Source organism: Nonomuraea indica (genome assembly GCF_002850745.1).
GTDB classification, from domain to species: domain Bacteria; phylum Actinomycetota; class Actinomycetes; order Streptosporangiales; family Streptosporangiaceae; genus Nonomuraea; species Nonomuraea indica.
Map to the genome: position 1 here is coordinate 451,774 of NZ_KZ559469.1, position 22,107 is coordinate 473,880.

At 72.3% G+C, this 22,107-nt stretch carries 20 protein-coding genes; 11 read left to right on the plus strand and 9 right to left on the minus strand.

The window, feature by feature from the left end:
• Positions 1 to 3 precede the first annotated feature (3 nt).
• From CXR44_RS13730 to CXR44_RS13740, 3 genes are all read left to right on the plus strand, one after another.
• Positions 4 to 567, plus strand: a complete 564-nt coding sequence (locus tag CXR44_RS13730; protein ID WP_101786258.1) for an ArsR/SmtB family transcription factor — start codon at positions 4 to 6, stop codon at positions 565 to 567.
• Positions 568 to 604: 37 nt separating this feature from the next.
• A complete protein-coding gene (locus tag CXR44_RS13735; protein WP_101786260.1) occupies positions 605 to 1,630 on the plus strand; it encodes an NAD-binding protein in 1,026 nt (341 codons plus the stop codon).
• Positions 1,631 to 1,884: 254 nt separating this feature from the next.
• Entirely contained in the window at positions 1,885 to 3,663 is a 1,779-nt protein-coding gene (locus CXR44_RS13740; protein WP_144069954.1) for a PA14 domain-containing protein, read from the plus strand.
• A 62-nt stretch (positions 3,664 to 3,725) separates the two neighbouring features.
• On the opposite strand, the gene CXR44_RS13745 is transcribed toward CXR44_RS13740, so the two are convergent.
• Genes CXR44_RS13745 through CXR44_RS13755 form a run of 3 tightly spaced genes read right to left on the minus strand, consistent with a single transcriptional unit; the run spans position 3,726 to position 6,335 of the window.
• Entirely contained in the window at positions 3,726 to 4,799 is a 1,074-nt protein-coding gene (locus tag CXR44_RS13745) for a spore photoproduct lyase family protein (RefSeq protein WP_219601787.1), read from the minus strand.
• A gap of 1 nt (position 4,800) precedes the next feature.
• A complete protein-coding gene (locus CXR44_RS13750) occupies positions 4,801 to 5,583 on the minus strand; it encodes a DNA-formamidopyrimidine glycosylase family protein (RefSeq protein WP_101786264.1) in 783 nt (260 codons plus the stop codon).
• 32 nt (positions 5,584 to 5,615) lie between these two features.
• Positions 5,616 to 6,335, minus strand: coding sequence for a TetR/AcrR family transcriptional regulator (locus tag CXR44_RS13755; RefSeq protein WP_101786266.1), 720 nt, complete (start codon positions 6,333 to 6,335; stop codon positions 5,616 to 5,618).
• Positions 6,336 to 6,442: 107 nt separating this feature from the next.
• Here CXR44_RS13755 and CXR44_RS13760 point away from each other — a divergent pair, with 107 nt between their 5' ends.
• Positions 6,443 to 7,672 (plus strand): hypothetical protein, encoded by a 1,230-nt coding sequence (locus tag CXR44_RS13760; protein ID WP_144069955.1) that lies wholly within the window; start codon positions 6,443 to 6,445, stop codon positions 7,670 to 7,672.
• A gap of 36 nt (positions 7,673 to 7,708) precedes the next feature.
• Here CXR44_RS13760 and CXR44_RS13765 read toward each other — a convergent pair whose 3' ends face one another.
• Complete coding sequence (locus CXR44_RS13765; RefSeq protein WP_101786270.1) at positions 7,709 to 8,497, minus strand: neutral zinc metallopeptidase; 789 nt, start codon at positions 8,495 to 8,497, stop codon at positions 7,709 to 7,711.
• An 85-nt stretch (positions 8,498 to 8,582) separates the two neighbouring features.
• Here CXR44_RS13765 and CXR44_RS13770 point away from each other — a divergent pair, with 85 nt between their 5' ends.
• From CXR44_RS13770 to CXR44_RS13790, 5 genes are read left to right on the plus strand one after another with little or no spacing between them, the layout of a single operon-like run.
• Entirely contained in the window at positions 8,583 to 8,954 is a 372-nt protein-coding gene (locus CXR44_RS13770) for a metalloregulator ArsR/SmtB family transcription factor (RefSeq protein ID WP_101786272.1), read from the plus strand.
• Positions 8,951 to 9,448: an SRPBCC family protein gene (locus CXR44_RS13775; RefSeq protein WP_101786274.1), complete on the plus strand. Its 498-nt coding sequence runs from the start codon at positions 8,951 to 8,953 to the stop codon at positions 9,446 to 9,448. Before CXR44_RS13770 ends, CXR44_RS13775 begins: the two co-directional genes overlap by 4 nt.
• 28 nt (positions 9,449 to 9,476) lie before the next feature.
• The gene (locus CXR44_RS13780; protein ID WP_101786277.1) at positions 9,477 to 10,625 is read left to right on the plus strand and encodes a sensor histidine kinase; all 1,149 of its coding nucleotides are present in this window, start codon (positions 9,477 to 9,479) and stop codon (positions 10,623 to 10,625) included.
• Complete coding sequence (locus CXR44_RS13785) at positions 10,622 to 11,311, plus strand: response regulator (RefSeq protein WP_101786279.1); 690 nt, start codon at positions 10,622 to 10,624, stop codon at positions 11,309 to 11,311. The genes CXR44_RS13780 and CXR44_RS13785 overlap by 4 nt, the downstream gene beginning before the upstream one ends.
• Positions 11,312 to 11,367: 56 nt before the next feature.
• Positions 11,368 to 12,357 (plus strand): NAD(P)-dependent alcohol dehydrogenase, encoded by a 990-nt coding sequence (locus CXR44_RS13790; RefSeq protein WP_101786280.1) that lies wholly within the window; start codon positions 11,368 to 11,370, stop codon positions 12,355 to 12,357.
• Here CXR44_RS13790 and CXR44_RS13795 read toward each other — a convergent pair.
• Positions 12,351 to 12,605 carry a hypothetical protein gene (locus CXR44_RS13795; protein ID WP_144069956.1) on the minus strand — a complete coding sequence of 85 codons (255 nt, stop codon included), beginning with the start codon at positions 12,603 to 12,605 and terminating at the stop codon, positions 12,351 to 12,353. The two genes, CXR44_RS13790 and CXR44_RS13795, sit on opposite strands and share 7 nt — an antisense overlap.
• Positions 12,606 to 12,838: 233 nt before the next feature.
• Complete coding sequence (locus CXR44_RS13800; protein WP_101786284.1) at positions 12,839 to 13,186, minus strand: hypothetical protein; 348 nt, start codon at positions 13,184 to 13,186, stop codon at positions 12,839 to 12,841.
• Positions 13,187 to 13,506: 320 nt separating this feature from the next.
• Here CXR44_RS13800 and CXR44_RS13805 point away from each other — a divergent pair, with 320 nt between their 5' ends.
• Positions 13,507 to 14,697, plus strand: a complete 1,191-nt coding sequence (locus CXR44_RS13805; protein ID WP_342748543.1) for a DUF418 domain-containing protein — start codon at positions 13,507 to 13,509, stop codon at positions 14,695 to 14,697.
• A gap of 37 nt (positions 14,698 to 14,734) precedes the next feature.
• Here CXR44_RS13805 and CXR44_RS13810 read toward each other — a convergent pair whose 3' ends face one another.
• Both CXR44_RS13810 and CXR44_RS13815 read right to left on the minus strand, forming a co-directional pair.
• The gene (locus tag CXR44_RS13810; protein WP_101786288.1) at positions 14,735 to 15,265 is read right to left on the minus strand and encodes a hypothetical protein; all 531 of its coding nucleotides are present in this window, start codon (positions 15,263 to 15,265) and stop codon (positions 14,735 to 14,737) included.
• A gap of 142 nt (positions 15,266 to 15,407) precedes the next feature.
• Positions 15,408 to 16,130, minus strand: coding sequence for a sulfite exporter TauE/SafE family protein (locus CXR44_RS13815; protein WP_180903391.1), 723 nt, complete (start codon positions 16,128 to 16,130; stop codon positions 15,408 to 15,410).
• Between the two features lie 182 nt (positions 16,131 to 16,312).
• Here CXR44_RS13815 and CXR44_RS13820 point away from each other — a divergent pair, with 182 nt between their 5' ends.
• The gene (locus CXR44_RS13820) at positions 16,313 to 17,011 is read left to right on the plus strand and encodes a thioesterase II family protein (RefSeq protein ID WP_101786294.1); all 699 of its coding nucleotides are present in this window, start codon (positions 16,313 to 16,315) and stop codon (positions 17,009 to 17,011) included.
• A gap of 13 nt (positions 17,012 to 17,024) precedes the next feature.
• Here the strand turns inward: CXR44_RS13820 and CXR44_RS13825 are convergent, their stop codons facing one another.
• A complete protein-coding gene (locus CXR44_RS13825) occupies positions 17,025 to 22,085 on the minus strand; it encodes a type I polyketide synthase (protein WP_180903393.1) in 5,061 nt (1,686 codons plus the stop codon).
• Positions 22,086 to 22,107 lie beyond the last annotated feature (22 nt).

Consider the following 22,107-nt stretch of genomic DNA (forward strand, 5'->3'; position numbering starts at 1 on the left):
GTCATGAAGGACGACGAGCCGTTCCTCCTCGACGACCCGGCCCGGCTCAAGGCACTGGCCCACCCCATGCGCCGCCGCATGCTGAGCCACCTGCAGGTCCATGGGCCGGCGACCTCCACCACCCTGGGCGAGCTGCTCGGCGCCAAGACCGGCACCACCAGCTACCACCTGCGCCAACTCGAGAAGTACGGCTTCATCGAGGAGATCCCCGAGCGCTCGGCGGGGCGCGAGCGCTGGTGGCGCAAGGCCCCCGGCCCGCGCGACCTGCGCCTGCCCACCCCCGATCAGCTCTCCCCCGGCGACCGCCCGCTGCTGACCGAGTTCCACCGCATCGGGCTGGAGGAGGACCTGCGGATGCTCGAACGCCTGCCGGCCGTCTACGAGCGCGACCCGCGCTGGGTCAAGGCGTCACGCGGCCTGGGCAGGATGACCGAGGCCGCGTTCGAGGAGTTCTTCGAGGCGTACATGGCGCTGCTGACCAAGCACGCCCTGCGGGACGGGGAATCGGAGCCCGGGGCCCGGCCGATCCACATCCGCCTCTGGGCCTTCCCCGCCGACGAGCGCTAAGGTACCCGCACCGGAAACGCACAACTGGGGAGCTTGGGTGACAATCTTCATAACCCGCCTGCTCCTCCGGCTGACGTTGCTCGGCACGTGGTGGACGCCGGTGCTCGTGTTCGGGGCCGTGTTCGCGACGAGCTGGCCGTTGATGGCGCTGGCCGAGCCCGCCGGCAGCGCGCTCGTCGCGCCGGGCAACTACTGGTGGTACTTCGTGGTGACCGCCGCGACCGTCGGCTACGGCGACCTCACGCCCGAGACGACCGGCGGGCACGTCGTCGGCGCGTACGTCATCGTGGGCGGCATCGCCACCCTGACCACCGTCTTCACCAGGATCGCCGCCGCGCTGGAACGCGGCAGGGGACGCAGGATGCGAGGTGCCGCCACCGTGGACGACTCCGGTCACATCGTGCTGCTGGGCTACACGCCCGGCCGCACGGAGCAGATGACGGACGAGCTGATGGCCGACGGCACGACGCGGGTCGTGGTGTGCGCCTGGGACGATGTGACGACGCACCCGATGCCCGAGCACGGCGTGGAGTTCGTCCGCGGCGACCTGACCGACGAGAGCGTGCTGCGCCGGGCCGGCGTGCACCGGGCGCACAGCGTCCTGGTCGACGCCCGTGACGACAACGAGGCGCTGGCCGTCGCCCTGACGGCCGACCACGTCGCCGAGGGCGCGCACCTGGTGGTCGCCCTGCGCGACCTGCGCCGGATCCGCCACCTGCGCTACGTCGCCGAGTCGCTGAGCTGCGTCCAGTGGCACAGCCCATACATGATCACCGAGGAGCTGCGGGACCCGGGTATCACCGAGATCTACGCGGAGCTGACGACCCACGGCGGCGCGGGCACCCACTCCGTGCGCCTGCCGGCCTCGCTGGGCCCGGTGTCGGTCGAGCGCTGCCAGACCACGCTCGGCCGCGACTACGGCGCCACGATGCTGGCCGCCCGCTCCGGCGACGCGCTGCTCGTCAACCCCGGCTGGCGGAGCGAGCTTCCGGCCGGCGCGGTGCTCTACTACATCGGCTCGCGCCGTCTCACCACCGACGATCTGGCCGCGGCCCTGCGCTGAACGCTTTTCTGGCCTCCCCGGGCAGGGCCCGCGCGCGGCGACCTGACGTACGGTCGGAGCAGATCCGACACCCGGACTACCAGAGAGGGGCGGCCGGTGACTCCAGGCTGCGGCAACTGCGACTGCTACCTCGATGACCTCGTGCTCGTCAGGCCACCCGGCGAGCGCTGACAGCAAGATCCCACCGCGTAACCCACCGGTCATCCGCCCATGTCATGATCCTCTGGATTTCGAGGATCTCTGACAGGAGCGGGATGACGACTTTCGCGCGCCGTACGTTACGTGCCGTGCTCGCGGGCGGCCTGGCGGCCGCCACGCTGGTCTGGCCGGCGGGCGCACCGGCGGAGGCGGCCGCGGCCGCCGCCGTCTCGGTGGACTTCACCAAGCCGATCCGCACGATCTCCGCCGTCGACTACGGCGTCGGGATCACCGGGTACGGCGAGGGCTCGTACATCACCAACGACACCAGGCACCGCGACCACCTGCGCCGGCTCGGCGTCGGCCGGATGCGGATCGAGCTGCACTACCAGACGCCGGGCGACCACGACAGCCCCATCGTCTGCGGCGGCTACAAGTGCGCCACCGAGGTCTCCGGCGACGCCTGGATCACCGCCATCCGCGACCTCGGCGCCGAACCGGTCGTCATCCTCCAGGTGGACGGCCGCCAGAGCGCCGAGGTCAACCGGGACGACGCCGTCGCCCTCTACCGGCACTTCGCCGCCTCCGGCAAGCCGGTGCAGCGCTTCATCCTCGGCAACGAGCTCAACTGCGCGTGCACCCCGGACAAGCCGGAGATGCCGGCCACCGAGTACAGCAGGCGCTTCAACCTCATCGCCGACGCGCTGCGCGCCGTGGACCCCGCCGTCAAGGTCGGCGGGCCCGCCACGGCGTGGAACGACCACGACTACATCCGCGCGTTCCTGCGGGGCTCCGGCGACCGGGTGGACTTCGTCGACTACCACGACTACGGCAACGGCTCCGAGCCGATCACCGACGAGGCGCTGCTCGGCGACGTGATCCGCTCGTACGGGACCGACATCGCGGCCGTGCGCTCCCTCATCCGCTCGGAGCTGGGCCGCGACCTGGACCTGCAGATCGGCGAGTTCAACTCCGACTTCGACGACCCGGACGGCCACCGGACGCTGACCCACTTCAACACCCTGTGGGGCGCGGCGGCCCTCGGCCAGATGCTGCACGCCGGCGCGAGCGCCTTCCAGTACGGCGACAAGAACGGCCGGCTCGGCCTGACGAGCACCAACGGCGAGGGCGGCATCGCCCGCAGCGAGCCGCTGCCCATCTACCACGGCATCGGCATGTACACCGGAGAGGGCCTGTTCAGGCCGTTCGGCAGGACCGTCGTGGCGGCGAGCGCCGACAACGACGAGCTGCACGTCTTCGCCTCCGACAACGCCAAGAACGTCGTCCTGGTCAACGTCGGCGACGAGCCGCTGGAGACCTCCCTCACCCTCACCGGGCTGGCGAGCGGCACCGCGGCCGTCTGGCAGAGCACGGCCGGCGCCTGGACCCCGCGCCAGACCGGCACCGCGGCCATCTCCGGCGGCCGGGCCACGGTGACGCTCCCCGCCGGCTCGGCCACCACCCTGGTGATCGGCGAGCAGGGCCTGACCGCGACGTACTTCGACAACGCCGACCTCACGGGCAAGAGCGTCACCCGCGTCGACCCCACCGTGAACTTCGACTGGGGCTCCGGCTCCCCCGACCCGGCCATCGGCCCGGACACGTTCAGCGCGCGCTGGACGGGCAAGGTCGTGGTCGACAGGGCGGAGACGTACACCTTCATTACGACGAGCGACGACGGCGTGCGGCTGTGGGTGGACGGGCGGCTGCTCATCGACGCCTGGACGGACCACTCCAAGCGCGACGACACCGCCGAGATCGCGCTCACCCCCGGCCGCCACGACGTCAGGATGGAGTTCTACGACAGCGGCTACGACGCCATCGCCGAGCTGCGCTGGTCGAGCCCCACCATCCCGCGGCAGGTCATCCCGGCGGAGCGTCTCGTCGCCGGTTAGCCACCACCGGCAGGCCCGGCGCCGGTCAGCCACGACCGGCAGGCGCGGCGCCGGTCCCGCGCTCAGAAGGCGTAGCGAATGCGGCAGTACGGCAGCCGATCCTCGATGAGCGCGGTGAGCGCCGCGACGTAGCGGCCCTTGGACCCGGTGCGGTAGCGGACGTTGCGCCCGCCGGTCTCCGAGCGCTTGGCCTGCTGCAGGTCGGGCCGCCAGAGCACCTCCTCGGCCTTGGGGTGCCAGCCGAGGTTGACCTCGTGCAGCCGGTCGTTGTGGGTCAGGAAGATCACCTCGGCGGCGAGCTGCCGCCTGGCGGCCGGGCCGATGGCGTCGTCGAGCAGGCCGAGCAGCTCGGCCCAGTCGTCCAGCCAGCCGTCGCGCACCACGACCGGGCTGAGGTTGACGTGCACCTCGTAGCCCGCCGCGACGAAGTCGTCGATGGCGGCGAGCCGCTCGGCGATGGAGGAGGTGCGGATGTCGAGCAGCTTGGCGTCCGCGGCGGGCATCAGGCTGAAGCGCACCCGGGTCCGGCCCCGGGGGTCCCAGCCGAGCAGGTCGCGGTTGACGTGCTTGGTGGCGAAGCTGGCCTTGGCGTTCGGCAGGTCGCGGAACAGCTCGACGAGGTCCCGGACGTTGGCGGAGATGGTCGCGTCGACCGAGCAGTCGGAGTTCTCGCCGATGTCGTAGACCCAGGCCAGCGGGTCCACCTGGTTGGGCGCCGGCTTGCCGCCCTGCCTGCCGGCGTGCCGGCGAAGGTAGCCGGTGATCTGCTCGATGTTGGCGAAGACGGTGATCGGGTTGCTGTATCCCTTGCGGCGCGGGACGTAGCAGTAGGCGCAGGCCATCGCGCAGCCGTTGGCCGTGGAGGGGGCGATGAAGTCGGCCGAGCGGCCGTTCGGCCGGGCCGTCAGCGACTTCTTCACGCCGAGCACCAGCGCCTCGGTCTTGATCCGCACCCAGCGGGCGACGTTGGCCTCGTCGCCGTACAGCTCGGGGATGCGGTGGTGGCCGGCGATCTCGACCAGCTCGGCCCCCGGGAAGCGGTCGAGCACCTCGCGGCCGCGCGGCAGCTCGGCGGCGGCGGGCTCGACGTAGATGCGCCGGATGTCGAGCAACGGGTGACGTTCGATGGCACTCACCCTAGTGGAACGTTCCAGCCCGGTCCCGGCTTCCGTCTCCGGGTCGCTGCTCGACCGGGCAGGCGTACGCCGTCCGCGAGGCGAGCGGCCACGCCCGCACCACGGCTCCGCAGCGGCGGCAGTGCTCGCGCTTGTAGACCCACCGCTCGTCGGGCGCCTCCGGGTCGCTCACCACCTGCCCGGCGTCGCGGCCCAGCGCCAGGAACCGCACGGCGGCGTCCCAGAGCAGGCCCGCCCGCTCGGCGCCGACACCGCGCTCGTCAGGGTCGAGTCCGGCCAGGAACAGCAGCTCGGCCCGCCAGGCGTTGCCGATCCCCGCCCAGACGGCCTGGTCCAGCACGGCGGCGCCGACGGGCGACCGGGCGGCCGCCAGCCGCCGCACCGCCTCCTCGCGGTCGGCGTCGGCCCGCAGCGGATCCGGGCCCAGCCGGCCGCGCAGCTCCGCCTCCCGCGCCGGGCTCAGCGCCTCGCACCGGGCCGGGGCGATGAGGTCGAACGCCGCCTCCTCGGTGGCCAGCCGGAGCCGGGTGCCGGCACGGGGCTCCGCCGCCGGGTCGTCGTGGGCCAGGAACACTCCGCGCATGCCCAGGTGCACGTGGAGGGTGGCGGCGCCGTCCATCCGGTAGAACAGGTGCTTGCCCACGGCCTCCACCGCGGTGACGAGCCGCCCGTCGTAGGCCCGCGCGTCGAACCGGCCCTGCGGGCTGGACGCGCGCACCACCCGCCCGGCCAGCGCCTCGTGCTGCTGCCGCGCGTAGCGGTGGAGCAGGTGGCCTTCCGGCATGCCGTCGGCCTACCCCACGCCCGGCCCGGCATTCAGCCCACGCGCAGGTGGGGGCTCCGGGTGAGGCCGAGAAGGCCGAGGAGGTCGTCCATCATGTGCTCGAACAGCGGCAGGTGGTCGCCGAAGGCGGCCCGGAGGTGGCCGTAGACGGCCAGGCAGAGCAGGCCGTAGATCTGCCGCCAGCAGGTCATCATGAGCAGCGCCACTCCGACCGGCAGGTCCAGGCCGATGATGTCGCGATAGACGCGGATCTGCGGCACGAGGTCGGGAGCGATGTCCTCCTCCGCGGGGTGGGGCAGGCGCCCTTCGCGCAGCAGCCGGGCGAACAGCTCTCCGAACAGGCGGCCCAGCTCGCGCAGGATGACCGTCGGGATGCCGTCCTCCCCCGCGACCTTGGGGAAGCCGGCGCCCATGAGCAGGTCGAAGCCGGCCCTGTGGGCCATCGACCAGTCCAGCACGGCGCGGGTGGCGGCGTGCAGCTGGGCGCTGACGTCGTCGGGGTCCTGGCGGGCCACGGCCCGGGCGACGGTCTCGACGAAGTCGGCCGTGACGTCGTCGTAGACGGCGCGGACGAGACCCGCCCGGCCGTCGAAGTAGCGGTAGAGGGCCGGCGGGGTCACCCCGACGGCCCTGGCCACGGCGGCCACGGTGAGGCCCTCGACGCCCTCCTCCTCGGTGATCCGGCGGGCGACGGCCCGGGCGTCACGTTCGAGCTCGGCCCGCAGTCGTTCCCGTCGCGTCAAGGCTGTCATCCCCCCATCCTCTCGACTCCGGACCGTTACGGCCACTTGCGGTGAAGGGTCAACACATGGTTAATGGTATTCGCGATTTAACGGATAATCACTGAAGGAGACTTTGCATGCGTGTGCGCGAAGGCGGCCGAGTGGCGACGGTGGCCGCCATCCTCCTGCTGGCAGCGGCCTGCGCGAGGTTCGCCGATCCCGCCGCCGCGCCGCAGCGGGCGCCCGGCACCCCGGCCACTCCGGCCACTCCGGACGCCGGGAAGGCCGCGCTGGCCGAGGCGGCGAAGAGCCTGGCCGCCCTGATGGCCGCGCCCGGCCCGGTCGCCTGTTCGCGCACCGGCGACCACTGGCAGGCCGCGGCCTACGACGACGCCTTCCGCACCCGTACCGCGAGCTTCTCCAGCGCCACGATCCAGCCGCACCTCACGGCGGCCGCCGCGAAGGTGGGCGGCGACGAGGCGTCCGTCCGGAGCCTGTGCGAGGACGGCGTCAGCCCGGTCTCGCCCGACGGCCGGCGCGTCGCCGTCGAGGTGGGGCTGGCGGACAGCACCGACACGCACGTCGGCTGGCTCGACCTCGGCACCGGGGAGTTCACGGACCTCACCGCCGCGTCGAACAAGAAGGGATACGTCTCCGAGACGTTCAGCGACGAGCGACCCGGCTTCGCGGCCGACGGGTCGTTGTGGTTCCTGCGCGACCACCAGGAGTACGTCTCGGCCGACCCCACCGGCCGGCTGACCCCGCGGGAGCTCAGCCTGGCGTGCTTCGGCAGAAGGGGCGACGACACCTACCACCACGTCGTGAAGTCGGTCGCCGTGCTGTGCCCCGGCACCATCCACCCCTCCGGGCGGTTCGCCGCCGCGCCGCGAGGCGTCGCCCAGTGGTTGAGCACGGTGCAGGGGTTCCAGCTCGACCTCCTCGCGAAGAAGGTCGACCGGTACTCCGACGCCCCCGACTTCAGGCCGTTCGCCATGCAGGTGGCCGTGCGCGACGACGGCGAGTGGCGGGACTGCACCCCCGTGACCTGGATCGACGTCACGGACCTGCTCTGCGCGGGCGGCGGCAACGACTTCTACACCGTGGCGGTCGATCCGGCTCTCGCCCGCGGCGACCTCGACCACGTCCAGTCGACGAAGGTGAAGGTGAAGGCGGAGATCGCCCCCGCGACCGAGACGCCGATCATCTCGGTCGCCGTCTCCCGCGACCGCCGCTCACTGATCATCGCGGCCGGCGACGACAGCTCGGCGAAGCTCTACCGCGCCGACCTGGCCACCCCGGCCGGCCCCGTGGAGATCGGCCCCGTGCCCGCGGAGGTGCGGGAGAACTTCGCCCTGCGGACGAGCTGACCGTCGCCTCAGCGGGCGGGTCGTCGAGGTGGGCGGTCAGGACACCCTGGTCGTGGGGGCCGTCCACGTGTTGCACGAGGCCGGCGACTTGGTCCGGAAGCCCTTGTCGAGCCAGGCGGCGATGTTGCGGCCCTTGCCGTGGTCACCGGCCTTGGTCCACTCGTCGCCGCTCTCGCGGTTGATGTCCAGGAGCTCCTCCCAGTCGTCGCTCGTGCGGTCCAGGGACGTCCAGACGCTGCCCATGAACACGCCGGCCAGGCACTGGGCCTGGAGCTCGTTGCGCCGGAGCTGCTCGTTCAGCTCCTTCTTGTTCCGGTACGGGTGACGCTCGAAGGCGCGGTCCATGCCCGTGACGTTCTGGACGTGGTGCGCGTATTCGTGGGCGACCAGCATAAAGAGGAACAGGTCCTCCGGCTCGCCGATCGTGTCGTCATCGAGGATGATGAGAAAGCGTCGCTCTTCGGGGCAATAGACGCCTGCGGTGTGCTTTCCCCAGCTGTCCCCGCAGAATCGCCGCGGCTTGGTGATGAATCCGATCCGCGCCTTGACGAACGGCATCCCGGCACGCTTCAGATGGGCGCCCCACGACGTGTTCAGGCAGTTGAACACCGCGCTCAGATAGCGCTTGGCGGAGGCGACGTCGTTCGCCTCGATGTCCCGCTCGGGGCAGGAGCTCGGCCGGAGTTCGCCGGTGCGGTACAGCTTGTTCCTGGTGAGGGCGGAATCCTTGATGGGATAGGCGGTGGCGTGCGCCGTTCCCGAGAGTAAGAGGAAGAAAAACATGCAGGCCGCGAGAAGAGGGGTTAAACGCATGAGGCGCATCATAGTGGTCAAAGACCTTCAAACAACTCGACTTTTCTGACGGCTCCGGGCATTGCCCGACGCGTAACCAACAGGTTACGCTTCCGGTGTGGACCAGGTAGCGGGCGCGATCGCCGACCCCGTACGGCGGGAGATTCTGATGATGCTGCGCGACGAGCAGCTCTCGGCCGGACAGATCGCCGAACGGTTCGTCATCAGCCGGCCCGCCGTGAGCCGCCATCTGCGCGTGCTCAGGGACAGCGGGCTGGTGCGCGACGAGCTCGTCGGCAGGCGACGGTTCTACGTCCTGCGCGCCGAGCCGCTCACCGACCTCACCGACTGGATCGCCGGGCTCACCCGGCCCGCCGGCTGGGAGCACCGCCTCGACGCCCTGGAGACCGAGGTGTACCGGGCCCGCCGCGACCACCGCGACCGCGCCCCGGCCGCCCCCTCCCCCCGACGAAGGGAAGACACCGCATGAGCCCCGTCCCGACCGGCCGCCTGTTCCGCACCGGCTCCGGCAGCGACCTCGTCCTCAGCCGCACGTTCCGCGCGCCCGCCGAGGCCGTGTGGGCCGGCCTCACCGAACCCGAGCGCACGGCCCGCTGGTTCGGCCCGTGGGAGGGCGACGCGGCGCCCGGCCGGACCATCAAGATCCAGATGGCGTACGAGGAGCAGACGCCCTGGTGCGACCTGCGCATCGACGCGTGCGAACCCCCACGGCGACTGGCCGTGTCCATGACCGACGCCTCCGGGTCCTGGCGGATGGAGTTCCTGCTGTCCGAAGCGGACGGCGACACCGAGCTGCGGCTCGTGCAGCACCTCAGCACCGAGGACGGCATCGGCGAGGTCGGCCCCGGCTGGGAGTACTACCTCGACATGCTCGTGGCCGCCCACGAAGGCTCCCCACAGCCCGGCTTCGGCGACTACTACCCCGCCATGAAGCCGTACTTCGACGACCTGGCCACCGGCTGAGCGGCGGCCGCTCCCGTACCATGAGGACGTGCACGGCCTCATGCGCTCCGTGTGGAAGGAGCCGCCTCCCCCCGGCCCGCCGGCGCGGGTGGGACGCGACTGGGCGCTCGTGGGCGTGCTCGTGCCCGTCGCGGTGCTCGAAGGGTTTCTCCGGCCCGACCTGCCCTGGCGGGTCCTCGCGGTGACCGTCACCGTCGCGCTGGTGCCCACCCTGCTGTGGCGCCGGACCCGGCCGCTGCCGATGCTCGCGACCGTCTTCGGCGTCACGAGCCTCGTCCCCCTGCTGACCGGCGGCGCGCCCCTGGAGACGTACACGCAGGCGTACCTGCTGCTGCTGGTGTACGCGCTGTTCCGGTGGGGATCCGGGCGCGCGGCCGTGACCGGGCTGGCCCTCATGCTCGTCTCGCTCGGCCTGTCGATCGCCGTCGGCCGGGTCGGCCCCGCCGACGCGGTCGCGGCGGGCGCCGTCCTGGTCGCCGCCATCGCCCTGGGCACGGCGTTCCGCTACCGGTCCAGGGCACGGCAGCGCGAGCTCGACCAGGTCAAGCTGCTCGAACGCGAGCAACTCGCCCGCGAACTGCACGACACCGTCGCCCATCACGTCTCGGCCATGGCGATCCGTGCCCAGGCGGGCCTGGCCACCGCGGCGTCACGGCCCGACTCCGCGACCGAGGCGCTGCGCGTCATCGAGGCCGAGGCGGCGCGCGCCCTCGCCGAGATGAACGCCATGGTCCGCGTCCTGCGCCGGACCGACCCGACGCCCCGCCCGGTGGACCTCGCGCCCGGCCGGGACATCGGCGACCTCCAGCGGCTCGCCGGCCGTGACCCGTCCGGCCTGACCGTCGACGTGGCGCTCTCCGGCGACCTCGACGACCTCCCCCCGGCGGTCGCCGCCGCGATCTACCGGGTCGCCCAGGAGTCGGTCACCAACGCCCGGCGGCACGCGCGGCACGCCACCCGCGTCGAGGTGCGCGTCGCCGCCGACGCCACGTCCGTGCGCCTGCGCGTGAGCGACGACGGCGAGGACGCCGGCCGTCCGAGCGCGTCGCCCGGTCACGGACTCGTCGGCATGACCGAACGCGCCGGCCTGCTCGGCGGCACCTGCGTGGCCGGCCCCGGCCCCGGCCGGGGCTGGACGGTGACCGCCGTGCTGCCCCGCGCCGCGACGGCGACATGACCATCCGGGTGATCGTCGCCGACGACCAGGAGATCGTCCGCACCGGCCTCTCGATGATCCTCGCCGCCCAGCCGGACATCGAGGTCGTCGGCGAGGCCGCCGACGGGCGGCGGGCCGTCGAGCTCGCCCGCCGCCTGCGCCCCGACGTGTGCCTGTTCGACATCCGCATGCCCGGACTCGACGGCATCGAGGCCACCCGGTCCCTCGCCGGGCCGGCCGTCGCCGATCCCCTCGCCGTCGTCGTCATCACCACGTTCGACCTCGACGAGTACGTCTACGCCGCGCTGCGGGCCGGCGCCCGCGGTTTCCTGCTGAAGAACGCCGGAGCCGCCCTGCTCTCCCAGGCCGTCCACGCCGCGGCGAGCGGCGACGCGCTCATCGCGCCGAGCATCACCGCGCGGCTGCTCGGCGCCTTCGCCCGCACCGGGCCCGCCACGCCACCGGTCCGCCCGGTCGAGGAGCTCACCTACCGGGAGGAGCAGGTGCTCGCCACCCTCGCGCGGGGCCGCACGAACAGCGAGATCGCCGACGAGCTGCGCATCACGCTCAGCACCGTCAAGTCGCACGTCGCGAGCCTGATGGCCAAGCTCGGCGCCCGCAACCGCGTCGAGCTCGCCATGTGGGCGTACGAGACCGACCGCGTCCAGCCGGCCGATCGGCCGCCGAACCGGCGTACTTTCGGCTGATGAGCCCTGCGGCCGGCCTTTCTACGCTGAGGCTCCGCAGTGGACAGGAGACGGTGATGAAGGCGTTCGTTCTGCGCTCGTACGGTTCCCCCCTCCGGATGGCCGAGATCGACAAGCCCGTGCCCGGTGACGACGAGGTGCTCGTCCGGGTGCGCGCCACGTCCGTCCAGCCGTACGACTGGCACTTCATGAGAGGGCAGCCGTACATCGCCCGCCTGATGGGCGGCGGACTCGGGCTGCGCGAACCCGCGTTCGCCGTCCTCGGCGCCGACGTCGCCGGTCACGTGGAGGCGGTCGGCCGGAACGTGACGGAGTTCCGCCCCGGCGACGAGGTGTTCGCCATGCCCAAGCAGGGCGGCTTCGCCGAGTACGCGCTCGTCGCGGCGGCGGAGGCGGCGCCCAAGCCGAAGAACCTGACGTTCGAGCAGGCGGCGGCGGTGCCGCTGGCGGCCGGCACCGCCCTGCTGGCGCTGCGCGACCAGGGCCGGGTCCAGCCGGGGCAGAGGGTGCTGGTCAACGGCGCCTCGGGCGGGGTCGGCACGTTCGCCGTGCAGCTCGCCAAGGCGTTCGGCGCGGAGGTCACCGGCGTCTGCGGCGCCCGCAACGTGGACCTGGTCCGGTCGATCGGCGCGGACGAGGTCATCGACTACGCCAAGGAGGACTTCACCCGGACCGGCCGGCGCCACGACCTCCTGATCGACATCGCGGGCAGCCGCTCCGGGACCGCCTGCCGCCGGGCGCTGACCCGGAGCGGAACGCACGTCCTCGTCGGCGGACCGAGCAGCCGGTGGCTGCAACCCGCCGGGCACGTGTTCGCGACGCTCGCCGCATCGGTGTTCGCCGCGCAGCGCACGGTCCTGACGGACGTCGTCCGCTGCACCACGACCAGGCGCAACCTGATGACGCTGACCGAACTCATCGAGGACGGCCGGGTCACGCCGGTCATCGACCGCACCTACCCGTTCGAGGAGATCCCGGCGGCCATCGCCTACCAGGAGGCAGGCCACGCCACGGGCAAGGTCGTCATCGAGGGCCCGCCTCAGTAGGTGTCGCTCCAGTGGTACCAGGGGCCCCGGATGTGCTCGAAGGCCGAGTCGACCGAGTCGGAGAGGTCGTCATCGACCGGCCGCTCGTCCGGGCTGTAGACGTAGCCGTACGGGTCCACCCCCTCGATGACCTCGCCCAGCTCGAAGTACACCCGGGCGCCGTCGCGACGGACGTCCGCGAACGCCAGCGACCCGATCTTCCGCGGCCGCTTCGCCGGGTCGTCGTCCTCGCGGACCGACCGGGCCACCTGTTCCATGCTCGCGGCGGACCGCTCGAACCGCTGCCCCTCCGCGACCCCGCAACCCGCCCCCACCACCGCGCCCTTCCGCCCGGGCCACCCACGGGACGCGGACCGCCGACCACCCTCAACCGCCGCTCCTACCTGCGTGCGGACGTGATGACACCCGGACGGGGACACGCGGGCGGTCATGGGCACCAGAGGTCTGGTGCCCATGACCGGAGTGACGCGCCACCGAGGTCTCACGTCTTCTTTCGGCTGCCACCTCCCCTGGGTGGCGTGGTCGTGCTCCTCGCGGCCTTGGAGTCACCCGCCTTGGCGTTCGTGGTGTACTGCTCCAGGACCTTCATGATCTCAGGCGTCAGCGCCTCCGCCAGTGCCGGCGCGAGGGCATCGGCCAGAGCGGAGGCCAGGACCTGCGCGAGCAGGAGCCGTTCGATGGTCGAGGACTTCAGCATCGCGCGCGGCGCCGCTGTGAGGGCGGTTTCGATCAGGGTGGCCATGGAGTCCCCGCCGCGGGCAAGAACCTTGGTGGACTGGCTGGCCTCGTTGAGGATGTCGCGAATGACGTCGTCGATCAGCGACTCCACCGGATCATGCTCGGTCGGTTCGACGGCTATCGAATTGCGGCTTTTGTCGTCGCCCTGGCCAGGGCACTGACCAGGCGAGAGGCGTCGCGACGACATTCAAGCCGGACGCCAGGCACCCCGTAGGACCTTCAATTATCGCCGGAGTCCAGGGCTCGGGATGGAAGTCTGTTGACGCGCCGCGGTGCGGCTCGCACGATCATCCCCGGACACTGCACCTAGGTGCACCCACCTGTGTGGCTGGCCGTATACCGGCGTCGTGGTCACGTCCGTAGCGTCGGGAAGGACGAGATCTTCCCGAACGGGCGCGAGGTGAGCAGATCTTGGGAGCACCCATCCAGGCGCGGACACAGGAACACGGCCAGGCGGGGGCCGCGTCGCGCGCCCCCGCCCCGGATCTGGCGCGCGGTTTCATGCTGCTGGCGATCGCCTTCGCGCACGCGCCGCTGTTCGTGACCGCCGTCGGGCACGGCTCCGAGGTGGCCAACAAGGTCGTCGAGTTCTTCCATCTCCTCTTCGTCAACAATCACGCGCGGCCGATGTTCGCGTTCCTGTTCGGCTACTCGCTGGTTCAGCTGCTGAACAGCCGGACGCGGCGCGGAGCCGACTGGGTGACGGCGCGCAAGCTGCTCCGCCGCCGCGGATGGTGGCTGGTGGCGATCGGGTTCGTGCACGTGGCGCTGCTGGTGCCCATCGACATCCTGGCGCCGTACGGTCTGACCGCCGTCCTGGTGGCCGGGATGCTGCGGCGGCAGGACTCGACGATCCTGTGGACGGCGGCGATCAGCCTGGTGCCCGCGACGGCTCTGGTCGGCGCGTCGATGTGGTTCCCGCTCGCCCAGGGCCGCTCCACCTTCACCGCGGGCAGCGTCGCGGCCGGCACGAAAGGGCTGGGCGAGTTGTTCGTCGCCCGGCTCACCGGCTGGCCCTTCGGCCTGCTGATCGGCGTCGTCCTGGTCGTGCCCGCCGTTCTCCTCGGGATCTGGGCGGCCCGGCGGCGCCTGCTGGAGGAGCCGGAGCGGCACCGGCGGTTCCTGGTCCGCTTCACGGTGATCGCCACGGCAGTCTCCGTCGCCGGCTCCGTTCCCACCGGGCTCATCCGGGCCGGCCTGTGGACCGACCCGTCCGGCGCCGCGTCGTGGCCGGCGGTGCTCGCCCAGCCGCTCACCGGCTACTTCGGCGGCATCGCGATGGCCGGCGTCGTCGCGCTGCTCGCGCCCCTCGCCGTACGCCGGCGGGGCCGGCTGACCACCGCCGTCCAGGCGCTCGGCCGGCGCTCGATGAGCATGTACCTCTTCCAGTCCGTCGTGTTCGTCGCGGCGTTCTCACCCTTCGGGCTCGGCCTGCAGGACGATCTGGGGCTGGCGGGGGCCACCGGCGTGGCCGCGGCGACCTGGCTCGTCTCGCTGGCCATCGCCGACCTCATGCGCCGGACCGGCCACCGCGGCCCGGCCGAGGTCCTGCTCCGCCGCCTCGCCTATCGCGACCCGCGGCCGGTCACCGGTTCGGGATGATCGCGGGCTTGGCCGCGTTCCCGCCGCGACTAGGAGCTCATCCTCCGGGGCCGACCGGGTTGTCCGGCGCGCCGTCGCCGCTCGTGGGCAGGTCTCCGCGTTCCACCGGACCCGGCGGCGGAGACGGCGAGCCCGTGGCGGCCACCGGACGGGCGCCTTCCGCCGCCTCCTTCAGCACGCCCCTGTCCACCTGCCCGACCTCGGAGGCCAGCCGCAGATGGAAACCGGCCCGGACGGCCACGTACTCCTGACGGCCGTCCTTCACGGTGTACCAGCCGTTCCCGTCACGCTCGCACGTACCGGCGCACGGGTACGCCCCGCGCTCGATCCGCATCTCCACCTGCCGGCCATCGGGAGAGGTGTAGAACGCCCCGAACCCCTCCTCGCCCACCACCCCTACCGACTGCTCGGCCAGCTCGTACCCGGGCAGCCGCACCACGTACATCAGGTCGGGCGCCGCCCCCTGCCGCACGGCCCGATCGATCACCGACCTGCTGAGCGGGGAGTCCGACCCGCAGGCCGACACCAGGACCAGGGCGATGAACGCGAACGCGACACGAACGGACACCCCGCAAGTCTGACTCATGCCGAACCAGCCAAGGGGGAGCAATCGATACGCCTATAACCTGAATGGCCCCGATTTTGGGGTTCATGCCAGGTAGCTCTTCTCGTTCGACGCCTCTCGGCCGCAGCGCCCGTGGTGCCGGCTTTCAGCCGTTGAGGGCGCTGGAGAGGGTGACCACCGCGCTGACGAGGAGGGCCGCCAGCACCACCTTGCGGAACCGCTCCGCGTCGATACGGCTGAAGATCGCGTTGCCGGCGAACCATCCCACCTGCACGACCGGCAGGCCCACCAACCCGATCCAGAGCGACTGGGCGTTCACCTTGCCGGCCAGGGCGAACCCGATCAGGCTGAACACGCTGGTGCCGGCGAACACCGCCGAGAGGGTGGCGCGGAACCTGTGGGGGTCATAGCCCATGCCCTGGAAGGCCGCCACCATCGGCGGCCCGTTCGTGCCGGTGGAGGTGGAGAGCGCGCCGGAGACGAGGCCGACGCCCACCAGTACGGGCGTGTTGCCGGGCACCTTCACGCGCCGCCACACCATCACCGTGCAGCCCAGGACCCCGACCCCGATGAGCGCCGTGAGCACCTGCTCGGACGTCACTCCGTACACCCAGAGGCCGAGCGGCATGCCGAGCACGATGCCGGCCATGGCGACCATGGCGACCTTCCATTCGGCGTGGTGGCGCTGGCGCACGGCGATGGTGATGGTCATGGCCAGCGCCGACATCGTGGTGGCGACCACCGCGGTATGAGGGTCGACCGTCAGCGCCAGCAAAGGAGTCGCGACGAGGGCGTACCCGAATCCGGTCACCGCGTGCACCGTTGAAGCGATCAGGATGATCACGGCGGCGGTAAGCAGCGTGGACACCTGCCCCACTTTGCCATAGATCTCCGGAAATTAACCAGTATTCTTAGAAAAATCGATCACTGGTGGCGGATGTTGCGATATTGGCGACCGTCCGGGGCCGGAGTGAGGCTTCGGCGAATGGCGCGTTCTCGTACTTCGTCAATGGGGGTCCACGACAATGGGCGTTGACAGGAGCGAATGACGTGGGTGGTCAGCAACCGGCGAGTTACGTCGTCAGTCCCGCGCTCGACGGCGACCCGGCGGTGATCTTCGTGCCAGGACTGGGCGGGCGGACGAGGTTCGTGGACGGCTGGAACGCGCCGGGCCGGGAGCCCGTCATCCGCCGGGCCGACTGGAGCGAGCCGATGAGGGTGCCGCCCGTCGAGGAGCGGGGCACGGCGCTCGCGTCCCTCGTCGCGCACTCCGGCGCCACGGAGGTGGTGCTCGTCGGTCACAGCATGGGCGGGCTGGTCTGCCTGGAGGCGGCCAGGCACCTGGGCCACCGGCTTCGCGGTCTCGTCGTCATGTGCCAGTACCCGCCGCATCGCACGCCCCTGTCGCCTCTCGCCGACCTGCCGGACCGGGCGTTGGCCGAGGAGATCGAGGCGCCGCCGCACATCATGGACACGGTGGCCCTCCCTGAATACGCGCGCCGGTGGCGGTCCGAATACCGGCTGCTCAACCGCTATCTGGAATCCGATCCACGCCCGGTGCTGAACGCGCCCGTCATCGCGGTCGGCGCCAGGGACGACGCGAGCTCCTGGAACACCGAAATCCTCCATGACTGGAGCGAATACACGACGGAATGGCTGTCGGTCCACATGGTCGACGGCGGTCACCAGATCGTCGAGGACCTGCCGTCCGAGACCATTCGCGAATGGGCCGGAAAGGTGCGTGGCTGAATACCGCTTCGCGTCATGTGGTCAGGCGTCGCAGCTCGGCGACCAGCTCGCCCACCGTCGGGTGATCGAAGATCGCGGCGATGCCGATCTCCACGCCGAACCCCCTGCGGATCTTCTCGACCAGACCCACCGCGGTGAAGGAGTCCCCGCCCAGATCGAAGAAGTTCTCGTCGGGGCCGACGGACTCCACGCCGAATTCGGCGCACCACATCTCCCCCAGCCGGGCCTCGATCGACGCGTCGTCCGACGGCGTCCCCTCCGAGGGCCGCGCTGGCGCCGTGGCCGGCGCTCCTGGCCGGCCGTCGCCGGCGTCGTCCGGCACGCGCCCCTGGTTCCTCAGGACCGCGTCCTCCCCGGACATGGTGATCGCCACCTGCCTGTGGCCGGGCCGGCCCAGGAGGCGCAGCAGCATGCCGACCCCGGTCTCGGGCGCGATCCCGCCGTCGGGCGACGGGTCCTGCCCCGCGTCGGCGCCCCGCTCGCCACGCGCGGCCTCGGGGGCGACCATGGTCTCGTCGACGCGGCGCATGGTGAAGCCCCTGACCTCGACCGCGACGTCCCCGCCGGCCGTCAGCACGTCGATGTCCGCCACGATCGTGCCCGAACCGCTCGGGCGCCGGCGGATGTGGCTGTAGGCGAGTCCCGGTATCGGCCGGTGCACCACGATCGACTGGTACGCGAAGGGTGCGTGCGGAGGCTCGAGGTCGGGATCGCGCGCCAGTGACACCGCCGCGTCCAGCAGGGTGGGATGCAGGACGTGCTCGCCGAGCTCATGGTCGAACGCCTCGGGGAAGGTGAGCACGGCGAGCTTCGTGCCGGCGTCCTCCCCGGAGATCCAGATCTCCTCGCCGGGCCATCGTGGACCGATGGTGAACAGCCGGTTCTCGGGGGCGTTCGCGGGTGTCCGCCGCTCGGGCAGCGACGCCCGCAGCCCGTCGAGGTCCACCTTGTCGGCCCCCGCGTCCACGAGCCCGATCTCCCCTGTCGTGTGGAGGCGGTGGTCGTCGGGCGAGCCGGGCGACGGCGAGAGCGGAGCGGTGCGAACGGTGAATCGCCAGAGGTCCTCCTGCGGTTCGAAGGCGACCTCCAGCGACACGGGCTCCCGGGTGATGATCGGCCGGCGGAAGACCATGTCGCGCAGCTGCGCGGGCCGCCCGTCCGCGTGGCCGACCGCCTCGTGGAAGGCGCGCAGGACGAAGTCGACCTGGGCCGTGCCGGGCAGCACCGGCACGCCGTCCATGCGGTGTTCGTCGAGAATCGGATAGTCCTCGGCCGACAGCCGGGTCGACCACCGGCGCGCGCCCGGCTCCGATCCGGTGCGCCCGGTCCGCGGTTGCCGCCCCTGGCGGGCGGCCATGCCGACCTCGGCCCACGACGGCCAGTTGATCGTCGTGGAGACGCAGCCCGCCAGGGGTTGCCGGCGCACCACCGCGTCGAGGAAGGCGTTCGCCGCGGCGTAGTCGGCGCCGCCCACCAGACCCCTGAGCGCGGCACGGCTGGAGAAGGCCACGAAGAAGTCGAGGTCCGTACGGCCCCGCAGGACCTCCAGCAGCGCCAACGTCCCGTGGACCTTCGGCGCGAGGACCGCCGACACCTCCTCCCGCGTCCGGAACCGGAGCATGCCGTCCCCTGCCACTCCGGCGAGGTGGAACACCCCGTTGACGGCTCCGAAGGAGTCGATCACGCGCCGCAGCGCGTCCGCGTCGGTCACGTCGCACGCCTCGACGCGGCAGTCGGCTCCGAGAGCCCGGATCTCGGCGAGCTCGACGTCGTGCCCGCCTGTCGTACGGCGGCCCAGCAGCAGCAGCCGCGGTCGCAGGCCGGTGTCCGCCAGGCCGCGCGCCACGGCCAGGCCGAGGCCGCCGAGCCCGCCGGTGATGACGTAGGCACCTCCGCGACGCAGGCCGGCGGGCCCCGCACCGTCGGGGACGAGCTCCCGCTCGCCGGGAACCCAACGCCGATCCCCCCGAAGCGCCACGATCTCCGACCGGTCGAGGGCCCGCAGCTCCGCGAGCAGCCGATCGTCGCCGGCACCGCCCTGGACGTCGACGAGCTTGCACACGGCGCGGGGGTTCTCGAGCATGTAGCTGCGCAGGAGTCCGAGCAGCATGGCCCGTACCGGGTGCACGATCTCGCCGCCCGTCACGTCCGCGGCCAGCTCGGTGACGACCAGGAGGTCGCGGCCGCGCTTGTCGGGCGCCCGCCGCGCCGCCTCCCGCAGGAGCTCGACGATCCGGTGGAAACCGGCTTCGAGCTGGTCGTCGACGCTGCTCAGGTCAGGTTCGGCAAGCTCGCCGAGCTGCGTCGCGTCGACGATCAGCTCCGGGTACCGCCGCGAGTCCCTCAGCTCGTCCAGCAGCCGGCCGACGTCCGCCGGGTGCCGGGGGCGGATCACGAACCCGTCCGCCGCCTCCGAGTACGCGGAACCGTGCCGCACCCGTACCGCGTCCCACCCGGCCCTGTCGAGCAGTGCGGACAGCTCGTCGGCCCGCCGGGGATCGTCGGGCAGGAACACCAGCGGGCGTGAGCCGTCCCGCGCGCCGGTGTCGCGGTGCCCGGCGGGTGCCGCTTCCACCCACGTGGGCAGCCGGAACACCGCACGGCCGGCGGGTTCGTCCTGCTCGCGGGCGGGCGCGTCGGTGACGGGGCCGCCCGGGGAGGCCGGCTCGATCCAGTGGCGCTCACGCTGATACGGGTAGCCCGGCAGCGGGACGCGCTCCCGAGGACCCGTCGCCCCCAGCGACGACCAGTCGACCTGCGCGCCGAGGGTCCACATCCGGGCCAGCGCCTGGAGGAACGAGGCGCGTTCGGTGGCGCCCTTCGACGGCCCGCTCGGGAGCGTCGGCACCGTCAGGTGCCGCTTGGCGCGCACCTGGGGATGTGCGCGTGCCAGGGTGCTGAGCGTCCGCCCGGGGCCCACCTCCACCAGCACCCGGTCACCGTCGGACAGCACGGCGTCGAGCGCCTGCCCGAACAGGGCGGGCCGGGCGGGCCGCCGGATCCAGAAGTCCACGCTGCCGGCCTGCGCCGCCTCCACCGGGCCGCCCGTGGACGCCGAGTAGATCGTCCAGCGGGGAGCGCGCGGTTCGATGCCGGCCGTGACCGGCGCCGGCGCGCCTGCGGGTGACCCGTCCGTCGTTCGGGCCCGCGCGCTCACCAGCCGTACCGCCTCCGGGAGGGTGAACACCTCGGCGAGCGCGGCGGCGGCGAGCTCACCGACGCCGTGGCCGAGCAGCGCGTCGGGCTCGATGCCCAGCGCCAGCCACAGCCGCCCCAGCGCGTACTCGACGCTGAAGAGCAGCGGCTGCGCGACGGCCGGGTCCGCCACGCCCTCCGACGCCTCCTCCCAGCTCCGCCGTCGTGGCAGGCCGTGCGCCTGGAAGAGGTCGAGGCACTCGTCGAGTGCCGCGCCGAACACCGGTTCGGTGCGCTGGAGCTCCGCCGCCATGCGGGCGTGCTGCGCCCCTTCGCCGGGGAACAGGAACACGGTGCTCCGGTCCGCCCGTTCCGCCGGGGTGACGACCCGTCTCCCGTGGTCGAGCACCGCTGTGGCCGCGTCGGACATGCTCTCGACCACCACAGCGCCTCGGACCGGATGCGGCGTACGGCCCTGCCGCAGCGTGAAGGCGACGCTGGAGAGCGGGTCCGCGCACTCCTCGAAGGAGCGCGCGAGCCGCTCCGGGTAGGCCTCGGCCGCGGACGCCGTCCGGCCTGACCACACGATCAGCTGCGTGGATTCCGGAGCGGGGCCGACCGCGCGGGCCGGCGCCTCTTCGAGGATCGCGTGCGCGTTCGTGCCGCCGATCCCGAACGAGCTGACCCCCGCCAGGCGTCGCCCGCCGGCCGACCGAGGCCACGGACGCAGCGTGTCGTTGACGAAGAACGGTGAGCGCTCAAGCTCCAGGAACGGGTTCGGCTCCGCGAAGTTGACGCTCGCGGGGATCTGCTCGTGGCACAGCGACAGCGCGGCCTTGATCAGCGAGGTGATCCCCGCCGCGTGGCCCAGGTGGCCCACGTTCCCCTTGATCGATCCGATGGGGCACCGCCCGGGCGCGACGCCCGGCGTCGCCCGAGCGCCGAACGCCTTCCTCAGCGCGGCGATCTCGATGGCGTCGCCCAGCCGGGTCGCGGTGGCGTGCGCCTCCACGTACCCGATCTCGTCGGCCCTCACGCCGGCGAGCTCCATGGCTCTCAGCACGACCTCCGCCTGCCGATCGGCGCTGGGCGCGGTGAAGCCGACCTTGTTCGCGCCGTCGTTGTTGACGGCCACGGACCGGATCACGGCGGAGATCCGGTCGCCGTCGGCCACCGCGTCGGCGAGCCGCTTGAGCACCACGACGCCGACGCCGCTGCCGAAGACCGTGCCGCCGGCCGCCGCGTCGAAGGGGCGGCAGTGGCCGTCCCGGCTCAGCGGGCCGTCCTGGGCCCACCAGTACCCGTGACCGACGGGGAACTCGACGTCGGCGCCGCCGGCGAGGGCGACGTCGCACTCGTGCAGCCGAAGCGCGTTCACGGCGAGATGCACGGCCACGAGCGAGCTGGAACACGCCGTCTGCACGGTCATGCTCGGGCCGTGCAGGTTCAGCTTGTACGAGACGAGCGTCGACGCGCTGTCGGGGTTGTTCCACATGCCGACCGCCATGCCGGTGGCGCTCCGGAGCGCCTCCAGGCTGCCGAGGACGCGGCCGATCCCGTAGCGGTTCGCGGCGACGGAGGAGAAGACGCCCGCCCTGCCGAGTCTCGGGGCGTCATGGCCGGCGTTCTCGACGGCGGCGTGCGACGCCTCCAGGAACATCCGCAGCTGCGGGTCGCACGCCTCGGCCTCGCGCCGGGTCAGGCCGAAGAACTCGGCGTCGAACAGGTCGACGCCCTCGGGTTCGGCCACGGCCCGCACGTAGGCGGGGTCGTCCAGCGCCTCACGCGAGACGCCGTTCGACCGGAGCTCGTCCTCGGACGGGAAGCGCACCGCCTCCCGCCCGGCCACGAGGTTCCCCCACAGCTGCCGGGTGTCGGCCGCCGCCGGGAAACGACCGGCCATTCCGATGATCGCGATCGGCTCAACGAGGTTGCCCATGTCGTCCGCCTTCCGATTCGCC